General features: G+C 70.9%; 14 protein-coding genes. 9 read left to right on the plus strand and 5 right to left on the minus strand.

The annotated features are described in order from the left end of the window. Positions 1–118: 118 nt before the first annotated feature. The 5 genes from ACH4YL_RS30980 to ACH4YL_RS31000 all read left to right on the plus strand — a co-directional run bounded on the left by ACH4YL_RS30980 (position 119) and on the right by ACH4YL_RS31000 (position 6103). Positions 119–772, plus strand: a complete 654-nt coding sequence (locus ACH4YL_RS30980; RefSeq protein ID WP_398510776.1) for an HNH endonuclease family protein — start codon at positions 119–121, stop codon at positions 770–772. A gap of 129 nt (positions 773–901) precedes the next feature. Beyond that, a complete protein-coding gene (locus ACH4YL_RS30985) occupies positions 902–2611 on the plus strand; it encodes an alkaline phosphatase D family protein (protein WP_398510777.1) in 1710 nt (569 codons plus the stop codon). Positions 2612–2771: 160 nt separating this feature from the next. Then, positions 2772–4754, plus strand: a complete 1983-nt coding sequence (locus ACH4YL_RS30990) for an FAD/NAD(P)-binding protein (protein WP_398510798.1) — start codon at positions 2772–2774, stop codon at positions 4752–4754. A 52-nt stretch (positions 4755–4806) separates the two neighbouring features. After that, on the plus strand, positions 4807–5262 hold the full coding sequence (locus tag ACH4YL_RS30995) for a DoxX family protein (RefSeq protein WP_398510778.1): 456 nt from the start codon (positions 4807–4809) through the stop codon (positions 5260–5262). Positions 5263–5446: 184 nt separating this feature from the next. Then, positions 5447–6103, plus strand: coding sequence for a DedA family protein (locus tag ACH4YL_RS31000; protein ID WP_398510779.1), 657 nt, complete (start codon positions 5447–5449; stop codon positions 6101–6103). On the opposite strand, the gene ACH4YL_RS31005 is transcribed toward ACH4YL_RS31000, so the two are convergent. Together ACH4YL_RS31005 and ACH4YL_RS31010 are read right to left on the minus strand one after the other, a co-directional pair. Then, positions 6060–6323, minus strand: a complete 264-nt coding sequence (locus tag ACH4YL_RS31005; RefSeq protein WP_398510780.1) for a DUF2277 domain-containing protein — start codon at positions 6321–6323, stop codon at positions 6060–6062. The genes ACH4YL_RS31000 and ACH4YL_RS31005 overlap by 44 nt on opposite strands. A gap of 96 nt (positions 6324–6419) precedes the next feature. After that, positions 6420–6851, minus strand: coding sequence for a protein phosphatase (locus ACH4YL_RS31010; protein ID WP_398510781.1), 432 nt, complete (start codon positions 6849–6851; stop codon positions 6420–6422). 59 nt (positions 6852–6910) lie between these two features. Between ACH4YL_RS31010 and ACH4YL_RS31015 the strand changes: the two genes are divergently transcribed. Further along, entirely contained in the window at positions 6911–7576 is a 666-nt protein-coding gene (locus ACH4YL_RS31015) for a class I SAM-dependent methyltransferase (protein ID WP_398510782.1), read from the plus strand. 51 nt (positions 7577–7627) lie between these two features. Here the strand turns inward: ACH4YL_RS31015 and ACH4YL_RS31020 are convergent, their stop codons facing one another. The 3 genes from ACH4YL_RS31020 to ACH4YL_RS31030 all read right to left on the minus strand — a co-directional run bounded on the left by ACH4YL_RS31020 (position 7628) and on the right by ACH4YL_RS31030 (position 10377). Continuing rightward, on the minus strand, positions 7628–8782 hold the full coding sequence (locus tag ACH4YL_RS31020) for a serine hydrolase domain-containing protein (RefSeq protein WP_398510783.1): 1155 nt from the start codon (positions 8780–8782) through the stop codon (positions 7628–7630). Between the two features lie 59 nt (positions 8783–8841). After that, a complete protein-coding gene (locus ACH4YL_RS31025) occupies positions 8842–9237 on the minus strand; it encodes a YybH family protein (protein WP_398510784.1) in 396 nt (131 codons plus the stop codon). A 132-nt stretch (positions 9238–9369) separates the two neighbouring features. Further along, a complete protein-coding gene (locus tag ACH4YL_RS31030; RefSeq protein WP_398510785.1) occupies positions 9370–10377 on the minus strand; it encodes an aldo/keto reductase in 1008 nt (335 codons plus the stop codon). A gap of 147 nt (positions 10378–10524) precedes the next feature. Here ACH4YL_RS31030 and ACH4YL_RS31035 point away from each other — a divergent pair, with 147 nt between their 5' ends. The 3 genes from ACH4YL_RS31035 (at position 10525) to ACH4YL_RS31045 (ending at position 13290) form a co-directional block, all read left to right on the plus strand. Then, the gene (locus ACH4YL_RS31035; RefSeq protein ID WP_398510786.1) at positions 10525–11406 is read left to right on the plus strand and encodes an AraC family transcriptional regulator N-terminal domain-containing protein; all 882 of its coding nucleotides are present in this window, start codon (positions 10525–10527) and stop codon (positions 11404–11406) included. 88 nt (positions 11407–11494) lie between these two features. Beyond that, the gene (locus tag ACH4YL_RS31040; protein WP_398510787.1) at positions 11495–12199 is read left to right on the plus strand and encodes a S1 family peptidase; all 705 of its coding nucleotides are present in this window, start codon (positions 11495–11497) and stop codon (positions 12197–12199) included. Positions 12200–12336: 137 nt separating this feature from the next. Continuing rightward, entirely contained in the window at positions 12337–13290 is a 954-nt protein-coding gene (locus ACH4YL_RS31045) for an SMP-30/gluconolactonase/LRE family protein (RefSeq protein WP_398510788.1), read from the plus strand. Positions 13291–13423: the final 133 nt, after the last annotated feature.

Consider the following 13423-nt stretch of genomic DNA (forward strand, 5'->3'; position numbering starts at 1 on the left):
TTGATGTGACGTGCCCATGTCGTCACCCTGTCATCTGGCGCCCACCCCACCGAAACCTGGCGCCACGAACATGGTCACGCCCCAATGGCCAAGTTCCCCCCACGACAGAGGAGTTCGCATGCCTGGTGTCTACGCGCGTCACGCCCGCCGCATAGCAGTACTCACCGCAACCTCCGCCCTTGCCGTCACCGGTCTTCTGGCCACCGCTCCGGCCGCGCAGGCCTCCCCGCCCACCCCGATCAGCGCCTCCACCGCCCGCACCTACCTCAGCCAGCTCACGGTCAAGGCGGAAGGTTCCTCCAGCGGCTACAGCCGCGACCTGTTCCCGCACTGGATCACCCAGTCGGGCTCGTGCAACACCCGCGAGGTCGTGCTCAAGCGCGACGGCAGCAACGTCCAGCAGGACTCCAGCTGCGCGGCCGTCAGCGGCAGTTGGTTCTCCGAGTACGACGGCGCGACCTGGTACGCCGCCTCCGACGTCGACATCGACCACGTGGTGGCGCTCTCCGAGGCCTGGAAGTCCGGCGCCAACAGCTGGACCACCAGCAAGCGCCAGCAGTTCGCGAACGACCTGACCCGTCCGCAGCTGATCGCCGTCACCGACAACGTCAACCAGGCGAAGGGCGACCTCGACCCGGCCGAGTGGCTGCCGTCCCGCACCTCCTACCGCTGCACGTACGCCCGGATGTGGGTGCACGTGAAGCACTACTGGGCCCTGAGCGTCGACTCGGCCGAGAAGAGCGCCCTGCAGGGCATTCTGAACGGCTGCTGACCGGGCCCTGCCCGGACCTTGCTGAACAGCCGCTGACCAGCGGCTGACCGTCCGGCGGCGATCCTCGCCGGAACCTGTCCGTATCCTTCCGTCGTTCCGTACCGTACGGGGCGACGGAAGGGGACACACATGGCCGGGCTGCGGCTGGGACCACTGCTTCGGTATGTCGACTGGGAGACCGGCGGCAGCGCGACCGTCTGGGTCGAGGCCGACCGGGCGTGCACGGCCGAGGTGCGCTGCGCCGACGGCGCACGCGGCTCGGCCCCGACCTTCCAGATCGCCGGCCACCACTATGCGCTGGTCCCGGTCACGGGCCTGACGCCCGGCACGACCACCGCGTACGAGGTGCTGCTGGACGGCGACCGCGTCTGGCCGCTGGTGGGCTCGGGCTTCCCTCCGAGCACCATCACCACACCGGACGTGCCGTCCGCGGCCGTCACCGTCTCCTTCGGCTCCTGCCGCTGGTCGTCCCCGCCCAAGAACGAACACGACCCGATCGGCCCGGACGCGCTCGACACGCTGGCCGCCGGGCTCGCCGCCGATCCGGCCGCCGCGCGCCCCGACGTACTGCTGCTGCTCGGCGACCAGGTGTACGCGGACGCGACGTCCAAGGCGACCCAGGCGTGGATCGCCGAGCGGCGCGATCTGCGCGAGCCGCCCGGCGGGGAGGTGGCGGACTACGAGGAGTACACCCGCCTCTACGACGAGTCCTGGCTCGACCCCGAAGTGCGCTGGCTGCTGTCCACCGTGCCCAGCTGCATGATCTTCGACGACCACGATCTGATCGACGACTGGAACACCAGCGCGGCCTGGCTGGCCGAGCAGCGGGCCAAGCCCTGGTGGCAGGAGCGGATCCTCAGCGGACTGATGTCGTACTGGGTCTACCAGCACCTCGGCAATCTCTCGCCGGAGGCGCTGGAGGCCGACGCGTTGTATACGGCCGTACGGGCCGAGCCCGACGGCACCGAGCGGCTGCGCGGTTTCGCGGCGCAGGCGGACGCCGATCCGGCCTGTGTGCGCTGGAGTTACCGGCGCGACTTCGGCAGGACCCGGCTGCTGATGGTCGACACCCGGGCCGGGCGCGTACTGGACGAGCAGCGGCGGGCGATGCTCGACGAGGACGAGGCGCACTGGCTGCGCGACCAGGCGCTGGAGGGGAAGGGGTCGTACGACCATCTCCTGATCGGCACCTCGCTGCCGTGGCTGCTGCCGCCGCTGATCCATGACGCGGAGAGCTGGAACGCCGCGCTGTGCCGCGGTGAACGGGGCGCGCGCTGGGCCCGGTTCGGCGAGGACCTGCGCAGACGGGCCGATCTGGAGCACTGGGCGGCCTTCCCGGACTCCTTCGAGAAGCTGACCCGGCTGATCGCGGAGGTCGCGAGCGGTGAGGGAGCGCCGGCGACGGTGTGCGTGCTGTCGGGCGATGTGCACCACGCGTATGTCGCCGAGCCGGAGTGGCGCAGCGGCGCGGCGACGGACGCCCGGGTGCTGCAACTGACCTGCTCGCCCGTGCACAACGCCATACACCGCTCGATACAGTTCGGCTTCCGCTTCGGCTGGAGCCGTACGGGCCGGCGGCTCGGGCACGCGCTGGCGCGGCACGGCCGGGCGGGCAGACCGTCGGTGCACTGGGACCGTACGGGCGGTCCGTGGTTCGGCAATCAGCTGATGACGCTGACGCTGCGCGGGCGTTCGGCGTCGCTGCGGCTGGACCAGGCGCAGGCGACGGGCTCGGGACGCTCCGCGGTGGCGGCCGGCCGGTCGGGTGGCGCGAAGCTCGTCACGGCGGACGAGCGGGAGCTCACCGCCAGCCGTGATCCGTCCCACAGCGGAGGCTGATTCCTCGCCCCGGGGGTTCGACTCCCGGCGGACCCCCGGCATGATGTGCGGACGATCCGCTTCCAAGTGGTCAGATTGCCGGGGAGTTTCCGTTTTGTCCGAGGTACGCGACGCACGGTCCGCAGTCCCGCACACCGCTGCCCAAGTCCGTGCCAGATCCATCGCCATCGTCGGCGCGGGCCCACGCGGCACGTCCGTGCTGGAACGTCTCTGCGCCTCGGTCCCCGAACTGGCCGCCGCAACCCCCCTGACGATCCATCTCGTCGACCCCGCCGCACCCGGCCCGGGCCGCGTCTGGCGCACCGACCAGCCGTCGGAGCTCCTGATGAACACGGTGGCCTCACAGGTCACGCTGTTCACGGATACGAGCGTCGCCTGCGAGGGCCCGATACGGCCGGGCCCGAGCCTGTACGAATGGGCGGCGGCTCACGACGAGGACGAGCTGGGCCCGGACGACTATCCGACCAGGGCCTGTTACGGGCGCTACCTGGCGTGGGCGTTCCGCGAGACGGTGGGCGGCGCGCCGGAGACGGTGCGGGTGGAGCTCCACGGGGCGCGGGCGATACGGCTTTCGGACGATCGCGAGCAGATGGAGCGGCTGGAGGTCCCGCGTCAACGCCGGGCCGAGGAGCCGCAGGTGCAGCAGGTGCAGCAGGTGCAGCAGGTGCAGCAGGTGCAGCAGGGCAAGGCGGTCGCACCTCTCCAGACGCTGACACTCGACGACGGAACCGCGCTCACCGGACTCACTGCCGTAATCCTCGCGCAGGGCCATCTGCCCGTCGTCTCCCGCCAGGCCCAGGCGCATCTCGCCGAATACGCCGCCCGCCACCCCCAGTTGCGCTACTTCGAGCCCGCCAACCCCGCGGACCTGGACCTCTCCTCCATCCCACCGGGCGAATCCGTTCTGCTGCGCGGCCTCGGCCTCAACTTCTTCGACCACATGGCGCTGTTGACGACCGGCCGCGGCGGCCGCTTCGTGAGCGACGAGGCGGGCGCACTCGCCTACCTGCCCTCCGGCCGCGAGCCGCGGCTGTACGCGGGATCGCGGCGCGGCGTCCCGTACCAGGCGCGCGGCGACAACGCGAAGGGCGCGTCCGGCCGGCATGAGCCGCTGCTGCTCACACCGGATGCCATCGCCGCCTTCCGCAAGCGCGCGGACCAGGGCGACCCGCCGGAATTCCTCACCGAGATATGGCCGTTGGTCGCCAAGGAGGTGGAGACGGTCCACTACGAGGCACTGCTCGGCGACGCGAGCAGCGACTTCCGGACCCGTTTCCTTGCCGCGCCCCACGGCAGTGCTCAAGAGACCGACATCCTCGACGAGTTCGGGATCGCGGCCGCGGACCGCTGGTCGTGGGACCGGATCTCGCGACCGTACGCGGGTGAGCGCTTCGGCGATCCGGCCGAGCACCGCGCCTGGCTGCTCCGCCGGCTGCGCCAAGACGCCGCCCAGGCCGCGCTCGGCAATGTCGCGGGCCCGCTGAAGGCCGCGCTCGACGTACTGCGCGATCTCCGCAACGAACTGCGCCTGATCGTGGACCACGCGGGACTCTCCGGCGCCTCGCGGCGCGATCACCTGGACCGCTGGTACACGCCGCTCAACGCCTTTCTGTCGATCGGCCCGCCGCGCCGCCGCATCGAGGAGATGACCGCGCTGATCGAGGCGGGCGTGCTGGAGGTGATCGGCCCGCGGACGACGATGGGCACGGCGGACGGGCTGTTCACGGCCCAGTCCCCGGACGTTCCGGGCTCGGCGGTGACGGCGACGACACTGATCGAGGCGCGGCTGCCGGAGCCGGATCTCCGCCGGACCTGCGACGAGTTGCTCGGCCGGCTGCTGAAGACCGGCGAGTGCCGGCCGCACACGGTGGACGGATACGAAACGGGCGGGCTGGACGTGACACAGCGGCCGTACCGCCTGATCGACCGTCAGGGACGGGCGCATCCACGGCGGTTCGCGATCGGAGTGCCGACGGAGGGCGTGCACTGGGTGACCGCGGCAGGAGCACGTCCGGGCGTGGACTCGGTGACGCTCGCGGACGCGGACGCGGTGGCCCGGGCTGCGCTGCTCACCGTCGGCCAGTATGAAATTCAGATGAAAAGGGATCGCCTGATTAATGTTGAACTTGCAAGCATTGATTAGGGCTGCCTAACTTATGGTCGTCGGTTAACGTCCCCACACCGCAGGAGCCCCCATGGCCAACACCCAGCTCTCCTCCCGGCTGAGCAGCGCCCAGCCCTACGCACTCGGACTGTTCCGGATCGTCATAGGCCTGCTCTTCGCCTGCCACGGCGCCGCCTCGCTCTTCGGCGTCCTCGGCGGCGAAACCGTCGAGGCCGGCACCTGGCCCGGCTGGTACGCGGCGGTGATCGAGCTGATCGGCGGCTCGCTGGTGCTGCTGGGCCTCGGCACGCGCAGCGCCGCGTTCGTCGCCTCGGGCTCGATGGCGTACGCGTACTTCAACGTCCACCAGCCCGATGGCCTCTTCCCGCTGCAGAACAGCGGCGAGGGTGCGGCGCTCTACTCCTGGGCCTTCCTGCTGCTGGTCTTCACCGGCCCCGGCGCGCTGGCGCTGGAGCGGGTGTTCGCGCCGCGCGGCCCGAACAGGACAGCGGACAAGGAGCGGGAGGCGACGGCGGTCGCCGCCTGACCTCACCCGACCGAGCGCCCGGCCCGTTCGGACAACGGCCCGGGCGCTCGCCCTTTTTCACGCACCGATCTCGAGACCCCCGGGCGATCTCGAGATGAACCCAGGCGTACGCTGTACAGCTGTCACTGCCGCGCTGCCGTTTCCTGCGACGTCGCGGCAGTCGCTTACAAAACGGGGAGAAAAGGTGCTCGAGAGTATGGGGTCGCTGACCGGCAGCCCCTGGATTTATGCCGTGGTGGCCCTGTCCGTACTACTCGACGTGTTCCTGCCGGTCCTGCCCAGTGGCGTCCTGGTGATCACCGCGGCGACCGCGGCCGCGGCGGGCTCGACCACCGCCACGGCCGGCGCGGTCGCCGACGCCGCGGGCCAGGTCCCGCGCGAAGTGCCGTCGCTGCTGGTCCTGGTGCTGTGCGCGGCCACCGCGTCGGTGCTCGGCGACCTTGTCGCATACCGCCTCGCCTGGCGCGGCGGTGACCGCCTGGACCGGGCAATCGCCCGCTCGCGCCGCCTGACCAGCGCGCAGGCACGCCTCGGCACGGCGGTCAGCCGCGGCGGCGGCGCACTCGTGGTGATCGCCCGCTTCGCTCCGGCAGGCCGCTCGGTCGTGTCCCTCGGCGCGGGCGCGGCCCACCGCAGGGTGATGGAGTTCCTGCCGTGGTCGGCCCTGGCGGGAGTGGCATGGGCGGGCTACAGCGTGGGCCTCGGCTACTTCGGCGGCCAGTGGCTGGGCGCGACCTGGGTCGGCGCGGCGGTCTCGGTCCTCGCGCTGTTCGCGGCCGGCGCGCTGGCGGCCTACGTCATGCGGCGCCCGAAACAGCAGCCGGCTCCGGAGACCGCTTAGCAGCGGCACCGGCCCCACGGACTTCGAGCCCGTCGAGCAGCGCACGGGTCGCCTCGGCGATCTCGTCGACGGCCTGCTCGAACACCTCCCGATTGTGCGCTGCGGGAGCCCGGAACCCGGACACCTTGCGCACGTACTGGAGGGCGGCGGCGCGGATGTCCTCCTCGGTGGCCTCTTCGGGGAGGACGGGCGGACGGAGAGTCTTGATGCTGCGGCACATGAGTCCAGTGTGCCGCGCGCCGGGCGGTCCCGTCAGCCGCGGTGAGGCACAGCGGGCGGTCCCGTCAGCCGCGGTGACGCACATCCGACAGACCCGTCAGCCGCCGAAGTGACGGACGTAGCGTCGCTGCCAGGGTGTCTCGACGGCCCGCCGGTCGTAGTTCCGGCGTACGAAGTCCACGGCCTCGTCGGCGGGCACTCCGTCGATCACCGCGATGCAGGCCAAGGCCGTACCGGTCCGTCCCTTTCCGCCCGCGCAAGCGATCTCCACCCGCTCACCGGCGGCGCGGGCCCATGCCTCGTCAAGGATCTTGCGTGCGTCGGCGCGATCGGCGGGCAGCCAGAAGTCCGGCCACCTCAACCACCGGGAGTCCCACGGCACTTCGGGCGGTTGCCTGCCCAGCAGATAGACGCCGAAGTCGGGTAGGGGCCCGTCGGCGAGCGGGCGCCGGAGCCCGCGGCCACGGACCAGCCGTCCGGAGGGAAGGCGCAGCACTCCGGGGTCGGTCGGATTCCAGGTCTCGGTCACGGACCGACCGTAGTTGCCGAGCGGCCCGAGTGTCAGTGGCTGCTGAGAAGATCGGCGCCATGGCCGATCACACCGCGCACACTGCCGCCATCACCGACTACTGGGACGCCGCCGCGCCGACCTTCGACGACGAGCCGGACCACGGGCTGCGGGCCGACGCCACACGCGCCGCGTGGGACCGGCTGCTGCGCGCCTGGACGCCGGCCGAAGCGGCCGACGTTCTCGACGTCGGCTGCGGCACCGGTTCGCTGTCCCTGCTCCTGGCCCGAGCGGGACACCGGGTCACCGGCGTCGACCTGTCGCCGCGGATGGTGGACCAGGCCCGCACGAAGCTGACGACCGCCGGCCTCGCGGGCCGTTTCCTGGTCGGCGACGCGTCGAACCCACCGACCGCGGACGAGCGGTTCGATGTACTGCTGTCGCGGCACCTGGTGTGGACCCTGCCCGACCCCGAGGCCGCGTTGCGCGAGTGGGTCACCCGCGTGCGGCCGGGCGGCCGGCTGATCCTGGTCGAGGGGCGCTGGCGCGAGTCGGGACAGAGCGGAGTCCCGTATGTCGCCCGAGCGGAATCTTTGCCGTGGCACGGAGGCATCGGCGCGGACGACCTGGCCGCGGCCGTACGCCCGCTGGTCACCGACCTGCGTGTCGAACCGCTCAGCGGGGACCCGCGGTTGTGGGGCGGACCGGTGTCGGACGAGAGGTACGCGCTCATGGCGGAGGTGTGAGGGCGGAGGGTGTGAGGGCGGAGGTGTGACGAGCCGAGGTGTGACGGGCGCTCAACTCGCCGCGTAGCTCCAGAAGTCCCGCATCAGCGCGGGCGCGGTCGGACCGGACATCTCCAGCTGGCTGAGCAGGATGGTGACCGTGCCGGTCGACGGGACGATGTGTCCGGCCGTACCGGTGCCGCCGACCCAGCCGTAGCGTCCCGGCACGTTCCAGGGATCGACGGGCTCGACATCCACACACCCGCCGAAGCCCCAGCCCTGGCCCTCCAGGAACAAGGCGCCGGCCTCGCGCTGAGGCCGAGTCAGGTGGTCGGTGGTCATCTGCCGCACCGAAGCGGGCGACAACAGGCGGCCGCCGCCGACAGTCCCCTCGGCGAGCAGCATCCGCGCGAAGGCAAGCCAGTCGTCGGCGGTCGAGACCAGCCCGCCCGCGCCGGACGGGAACGCCGGCACGCTGCTCCACTGCCCGTCTGGGGCGTCGACCAGTTCGATGCCACCCGCCGGACCGGTTCGGTAGTAGCTGGTGAACCGGTCGAGCTTGGCCGCCGGTACCTCGAATCCGGTGTCGGCCATGCCCAGCGGTTCGAAGATCCGCTCGGCCAGGAACTCGGGCAGCGGACGGCCCGCAACCCGGGCGATCAGCACGCCCTGGATGTCGGACGAGGTGTTGTACAGCCAGGCCTCGCCCGGCTGGTGCAGCAGCGGAATACGGGACAGCCTCGCCATCCATTCGTCCGGCGCCACGACGAGTTGCGGCTGCGGCGGTCCCTGCTTCAGCTCGCTGAACAGCGGTCCGACCGCCGGCAGCGAGAAGTCGGACGGGAAGCCGTGCCCGGCGCGGGAGCCGAGCAGCTCGAACACGGTGATCGGCCCGGCCGCCGGGACCACGTCGTCGACCGGGCTCGCCGGGGTGCGCACGACCTTCGGGGACGCCAGCTCCGGCAGCCACTCCCCGACCGGCTCGCCCAGCGCGATCCGGCCTTCCTCGACGAGCATCATGACCGCCGCGGCGATGATCGGCTTGGTGATCGAGGCGATCCGGAAGATCGAGTCCCTGGCCATCGGCGCGGTGCCTTCGGCGTCGAGGGTGCCGGCGGCCTGCACGTCGACGCGGTCACCACGAGCCACCAGGGCCACGGCTCCCGGCACCGATCCGTCGCCGCCGTGGCCGATGTTCTTCTCCAGGAGGTCGTGCAGAGCGGTCATCGGTCCGCCTTTCCGGCAGTCTCCCGCAGTCTCCGGCAGTGCTTGTCGGTCGTCGTCCGTCAGCTCTTGAGCGGGAACGAGTGGTGTTCGTGCGCCACGACCCATCGCCCGCCTTCCTTACGCAGCCCGACCGTCAGGCGCAGCCGGTTCTCGGGGTCATCCTGCAGCTCCTTCTGCGTTCCGCAGCGCAGCAACGCGTGCGCGAACGCGACATCGTCGCCCGCCGTCACGTCGAGCGCGAGGATCTCGAACGAGGCGCCTTGCAGCTGCCAGGTGAAGAAGGGCGGCCATGTCTCGCGGTACGCGTCGATGCCACGTACACCGTCGTTCGGCGGCGGCACGTCGAACATCACGATGTCGTCGGAGTGATCGGCAAGGACGCCGTCCAAGTCCCCGGCGTGCACAGCGTTCGCCCAGCGCTCGATCAGCGCCCGGATCTCGGTCTCGTCAGTCACGGCCCCGTCCTTTCACTTGCTCTGCGCGTACACAAGGCAGACACCCGCAACGACCGGAACTCATCGGATACGCAACCGGCCAGGACGCCGAAACGGCGTCCTGGCCGGTCGATCCGCGGCGCGGCGAGTCCGTCACCAGGACGGCATCATGGCCTCGGGATAGCGGGAGCCGGCCGCGCCCTGAGGCAGGATCTCCTGGATGCGCGCGAGGTCCCCCGGCGTAAGCGTGACGTGCGCGGCGGCGACGTTCTGGGCCAGGCGTGCGGGGCTGCGGGTGCCGGGGATCGGAACGATGTCGTCGCCCTGGGCGAGCAGCCAGGCCAGCGCGAGCTGGGTGACGCTGATGCCCTTGGCGTCCGCGAGGGCGGTCAGCTCGCGGATGGCGGCCAGGTTCTTCTCGTAGTTGCCGGGCTGCCAGCGGTCGTCCCAGCTGCGCATGTCGTCGGCGGGGTAGTCGGCGGCGGGTTTCGCCGCGCCGGTGAGGAAGCCGCGGCCCAGCGGCGAGTACGGCACGAATCCGATGCCCAGCTCCCGCACCGCGGGCAGCACTTCGGCCTCCACGGCGCGCTCGAACACCGAGTACTCGGTCTGCAATACCGATACCGGGTGTACGGAGTGGGCGCGCCGGATGATGTCGGGGCCGGCCTCGCTGAGCCCGAAGTAGCGCACCTTGCCTTCGGCGATCAGCTCGCCGACCGTGCCCGCCACGTCCTCGATGGGTACGTCCGGGTCGACGCGGTGCTGGTAGAGCACGTCGATGTGGTCGGTGCCGAGATGGCGGAGGCTGGTCTCGGTGACCTCGCGGATGTGTTCCGGCCGGCTGTCCAGCGCGATCCCGACGTTCTGCGGATCGCTCAGGTCGAAGCCGAACTTGGTGGCGATCACGATGTCGTCGCGGAAGTCCTTCACCGCACGGCCGAGCAGTTGCTCGTTGCTGCCGGTGCCCATGCCGTACAGCTCGGCCGTGTCGAAGAGGGTGACGCCCAGTTCGTGTGCTCGGCGGATGGTGGCGATGCCGCCCCGCTCGTCGCCTGCGCCGTACGCCATGGTCATGCCCATCGTGCCGAGGCCGAGCGCCCCGACCTCAAGGCCCTGCGTGCCGAGCGTGCGCCTCGGCAAGTTCTTGTCGCGCTGTGTCATGCCTTCAACGCTAGGTGTGCGGCCACTCGAGGTCATGGGGCGCCGGTCGCATAGGATTGCCCAATCCTCTCAGTTCACCTCCTCTCGGTTCCTCTGAGTTCACCTCCTGGAATCTGTCATCGTCGTCCTCTCCTTAAGGGGCAGTGCATGCTGGACCAGCTCGCGCCGGCCATCGCCCGGCACTGCGACGGCTGGTGGTCCGCCAGCGCGGTGCCACGTCTCACGCTGGTCGCGCTCGACGAGTTCGTCGCCCCCGCCGACCTGCTGTACGAGCCGATGATCTGCTTCGTAGCCGACGGCGCCAAGCGCACCGTCGTGGGCGAGCGGAGCTGGGTGGCCGGGCGCGGCGAGATGTTCCTCAACTCGGTCGTACTGCCGGTCACCGCCGTGTTCGAGCGGCTGCCGTACCGCTCGGCGGTACTCCGTATCGACGGCCACATGCTCGCCGAGCTGCTGCTGGAACTGGACGGAACGAACCCGCGCGCACTGCCCGCTCCCGGCGGGCAGGCCACTGCCCCGATGACAGCCGAGATCGTCGACGCGGTCACCCGGTGGGTGGGGCTGCTCGACGCGCCGGACGACATCCGTCCCCTGGCGCCCCGTATCGAGAGCGAAATCCTGTACCGGCTGCTCGGAAGCCCCCTCGGCCCGCAGCTGCGCCAGTTCGCGCTGGCCGACTCCGGCGTCGTCCGGGTGCGCGAGGCAGCCGCGTGGATCACCGAGCACTACACCGAGCCGCTCACCATCGAGAAGATCGCGGCGGCCGCGCACATGAGCACCGCGACGCTGCACCGGCACTTCAAGGCCGCCACCGGCATGAGCCCGCTGCGGTTCCAGAAGCAGCTGCGGCTGCAGGAGGCACGACGGCGGCTGGTCGGCGGCGACACCACGGCGGTGCAGGCCGCGGAAGCGGTCGGATACGCGAGCGCGACACAGTTCAGCCGCGAGTACCGACGCGCCTACGGTCTGCCGCCGGTCCAGGACGCGGCCCGCATGCGCGGCAAGTTGCTGAACGCCCGGCGGAACTAGGGACAATGACGCCTTCCGGGCTGACGGCTCGCTCCTCACCCGTGCACAATGACAGCACAATGACAGGGACACGCCATCTGGAGGGACCGTGAGCCTGCCTCGCCGCACCGAAAGCCCGCGCTCTGTCGCCGTCTCGGCCGTCGCCGTACTGGCCGTGCTGCTCACCTGGCTCACCGCGACCGGTCCCACCGCCCACGCCGTCGACCGGGCGGTCGAGGTGCGCGGCGGGGACGTGATCTACAGCAACACCGGAGGCCGCTGCACGGTCGGCTTCAACACCCGCAGCGGGAGCCAGACCTACGCGCTGCTGTCCGGCCGGTGCGCTCAGGGCAGCAGCACCTGGTACGCGGACGCGGCCCGTACCGTACAGATCGGTGTCACCCAGGGCGTCAGCTTCCCGGGCAACGACTTCGCGGCCATCCGCCACACCAACACGACGGTGACCTACCCGGGCGAGGTCAGGCTCGGCACCAGCGGCGGCGTGCGCGACATCACCGGCGCGGCTCAGCCGAGCGTCGGTCAGTCGCTCTGCCATGTCGGCCGAGTGGGCGGCTACCGCTGCGGCATCGTGCAGTCCGTGAACAACACGGTCACGTATCCCGAGGGCGTCGTGTACGGCCTGTTCCGTTCCAACATCTGCTCCGAGCCCGGCGATCCGGGCGGGCCCGCCTTCTCCGGGGGCACGGCGCTCGGCGTCATCGTCGGCGGGAGCGGCAACTGCTCCACGGGCGGCACGACGTTCTACCAGCCGGTGACAGAGGCGCTGTCGACGTACGGCCTGAGTCTGTACTGATCCAGCGCGCTCAGGTGCTCATGGTGCTCCAGGTGATGAAGGGCACGGGGAACTCCAGCAGGTGACGGTCCGTTACGAACAGCGGAACCCCCACTCCTCAGAGTCCCGCCCCACACTCTTCACGGAGGCCCGGAACCATGACCTGGAACCACCACCAGCCGTCCCGGCGCACCGTTCTCGGCGGTGCCGCCGTCGCCGCGTTCGCAGTGGCCGGCAGCGCCGGCACGGCGAACGCCTCTCCAGCCGCCCTTGCTGCCGCATGGCCGACCGAGTTCCCGCTCCCCAACGGCTTTCTGCCCGAGGGGATCACCATCGGCAGAAAGCCGTACGCCTATATGGGCTCGCGCGCCAACGGAGCCGTCTACCGCACCGATCTGCGCACCGGCAAAGGCGGATTCATCTACGAGGGCGCGGCCGGCACGGCGTCCATCGGGCTGAAGCTGGACCATGACGGCCTGCTCTACATCGCCGGAGGCGGTGGAGGAACGGCTCGGATCGTCGACACCCACACCGGCCGGCTCGCAACCACGTATCAACTCACCGAGGCGACTGGCCACTTCGTCAACGATGTCATCCTGCTCGGCGGCCTCGCCTGGTTCACCGACTCGCGCGACAGCGTGCTGTACGGCGTACCGCGCGGCTGCGACGGAGAGATCCGCAGCCTGCCGCTCGGCGGCGACTGGGTACAGACGCCGAATGTGAACAACGCCAACGGCATCGTCGACACCCCCGACGGCCGAGGACTGATCGTCGTCAGCAGTACGCCCGGCAAGCTCTACCACGTGAACCTGAAGACCGGTTACGCCACCGAGATCGCGCTGAACGGCGCGGACAACGTCGTCAACGGCGACGGTCTCGTGCGCGTCGGACGCACGCTGTACGTCGTGCAGAACCGGCTGAACCTCATCAGCGTGTTCGACCTCGACGCCAAGGTCACCACCGCGACCCTGCGCCGCACGATCACCGACCCCCGCTTCGACGTGCCTACCACCGCCGCCCGCTGGGGCGATCGCCTCTATCTCGTCAACGCCCGCTTCACCAGTCCACAGACGCCCGACACGACCTTCAACGGCGTCGCTGTTTCCCTCTGACGTTCCGACGGCCTTACGACCTGACCGCGGGGGGGGGGGGGGGGGCCCCCCCCCCCCCCCCCCCCCCCCCCCCCCGCGCCGCCCCCCCCCCCCCCCCCCCCCCCCCCCCCCCCCCCCCCCCCCCCCCCCCCCC

It is taken from the genome of Streptomyces sp. NPDC020681, from assembly GCF_044334895.1.
Classification (GTDB): domain Bacteria; phylum Actinomycetota; class Actinomycetes; order Streptomycetales; family Streptomycetaceae; genus Streptomyces.

Bases quoted from the DNA above. Each gene is read 5' to 3' on its own strand.
- ACH4YL_RS31035 (WP_398510786.1), top strand. From the start codon at position 10,525: ATGCTGGACCAGCTCGCGCCGGCCATCGCCCGGCACTGCGACGGCTGG.
- ACH4YL_RS31045 (WP_398510788.1), top strand. From the start codon at position 12,337: ATGACCTGGAACCACCACCAGCCGTCCCGGCGCACCGTTCTCGGCGGT.
- ACH4YL_RS31030 (WP_398510785.1), bottom strand. From the start codon at position 10,377: ATGACACAGCGCGACAAGAACTTGCCGAGGCGCACGCTCGGCACGCAG.
- ACH4YL_RS31015 (WP_398510782.1), top strand. From the start codon at position 6,911: ATGGCCGATCACACCGCGCACACTGCCGCCATCACCGACTACTGGGAC.
- ACH4YL_RS31005 (WP_398510780.1), bottom strand. From the start codon at position 6,323: ATGTGCCGCAGCATCAAGACTCTCCGTCCGCCCGTCCTCCCCGAAGAG.
- ACH4YL_RS30985 (WP_398510777.1), top strand. From the start codon at position 902: ATGGCCGGGCTGCGGCTGGGACCACTGCTTCGGTATGTCGACTGGGAG.
- ACH4YL_RS31020 (WP_398510783.1), bottom strand. From the start codon at position 8,782: ATGACCGCTCTGCACGACCTCCTGGAGAAGAACATCGGCCACGGCGGC.
- ACH4YL_RS30980 (WP_398510776.1), top strand. From the start codon at position 119: ATGCCTGGTGTCTACGCGCGTCACGCCCGCCGCATAGCAGTACTCACC.
- ACH4YL_RS30995 (WP_398510778.1), top strand. From the start codon at position 4,807: ATGGCCAACACCCAGCTCTCCTCCCGGCTGAGCAGCGCCCAGCCCTAC.